The organism is Methylobacterium sp. WL116 (assembly GCF_008039455.1).
GTDB lineage: Bacteria > Pseudomonadota > Alphaproteobacteria > Rhizobiales > Beijerinckiaceae > Methylobacterium.
Genome location: NZ_VRUV01000958.1, coordinates 1 through 875 on the forward strand (window position 1 = coordinate 1; position 875 = coordinate 875).

The 875-nt window shown below is 74.6% G+C and carries 1 protein-coding gene; it reads right to left on the minus strand.

Features of this window, described 5'->3' with window-relative positions:
- Positions 1 to 9 precede the first annotated feature (9 nt).
- Positions 10 to 762: a peptide-methionine (S)-S-oxide reductase MsrA gene (msrA, locus tag FV223_RS28755; RefSeq protein ID WP_147730012.1), complete on the minus strand. Its 753-nt coding sequence runs from the start codon at positions 760 to 762 to the stop codon at positions 10 to 12.
- Positions 763 to 875 lie beyond the last annotated feature (113 nt).

The window sequence follows — 875 nt, forward strand, 5'->3', positions numbered from 1 at the left end:
CTGCCCGCCTCAGGCCGGCGGGCGGCCGCCGACCAGCACCGGCTCCGGCGCGGTGCGCTCGGGGAACAGCGCCTGCAGGTCGCGCAGCTTCGGCGCGTCGTTGGCGGCGATGTAGGGGTGGTTCGGGTGGCTCGCCATGAAGTCCTGGTGGTAGCCTTCCGCCGGGTAGAAGGTCGCGCCCGGCTCGATCCGCGTGGCGATCGGCTTCGCGTAGGCGTGCGCGGCGTCGAGCTGGGCGATGTAGGCCTCGGCGACCCGCGCCTGCTCCGCGTCGGCGGGGAAGATCGCCGAGCGGTATTGCGGGCCGGAATCCGGGCCCTGGCGGTTCACCTGCGTCGGGTCGAGCGCCACCGAGAAGAAGATCCGCAGCAGCTCGTCGTAGCGGATCACCTTGGGATCGTAGGTGATGCGCACCGCCTCGGCATGGCCGGTGCCGCCGGTGCTGACCGCGCTGTAGCGCGCATCCGACGCGTCGCCGCCGGCATAGCCCGACACGGCCCGGCGGACGCCGCGCACGTGCTGGAACACCCCCTGCACGCCCCAGAAGCAGCCGCCGGCGAGCGTCGCGGTGCGCAGGCCGGTCTCCTTCGCGGTCTCCCGGGCGGTCACGGCGGCCTCCGGCAGGCGCCGGCCGGGCTCCTCCGCATGGGCGAGGCCGCGCAGCGAGACCGCACCGGCCATCAGGGCGAGGCCCGCGACCGTCGCGAGCGCGATCCCGCGCAGGCCGGACGCTTTGGGTGTCAGGGACATGTTCTTGGACATGGCGGTCTCCGAGCGAGGGGGCGCGGCGCGCGCGGGGCGGGGGCCGATCCTCATGTACGCGCAGCCGAGGCCATCGGTTACGCGGCATCGTGGGCACCGGAGCGCGCCGGGTG

Bases quoted from the DNA above. Each gene is read 5' to 3' on its own strand.
- msrA (WP_147730012.1), bottom strand. From the start codon at position 762: ATGTCCAAGAACATGTCCCTGACACCCAAAGCGTCCGGCCTGCGCGGG.